This is a genomic window from Mameliella sp. CS4, from assembly GCF_019392335.1.
GTDB lineage: Bacteria > Pseudomonadota > Alphaproteobacteria > Rhodobacterales > Rhodobacteraceae > Antarctobacter.
Genome location: NZ_JAHXRQ010000221.1, coordinates 1 through 254, shown reverse-complemented (window position 1 = coordinate 254; position 254 = coordinate 1). Strand labels below are relative to the sequence as shown.

General features: G+C 60.6%; 1 protein-coding gene. It reads left to right on the top strand.

What is annotated here, in order from left to right:
- Nucleotides 1–62: 62 nt before the first annotated feature.
- On the top strand, nucleotides 63–254 hold a 192-nt coding region (locus KZZ07_RS27175), incomplete at its 3' end, for a hypothetical protein (protein ID WP_219520125.1).

Genomic DNA, 254 nt, shown 5'->3' with positions numbered 1-254 from the left:
AAGTGATCGAGCGCGGCGGACGCTTTGTCTAACCATCGACCGCGATTGAAAGGGAGGTCATTATGAGAACAGTCGACCCGCGAAACCGATACAGCCGCCGCTTCCTCCTCAAGGGGATGGCCGCGGGTCTGCCCGCTGCGGCGATCGCCAGCTCTGCGGAGCTGTCAGTATCTGACGCTTGGGCAGAAGACGGCCCACTGGCTCCGCTCACGATGAAAACACTGGTCAAGGTCGCTCGCGATATCTACCCACAC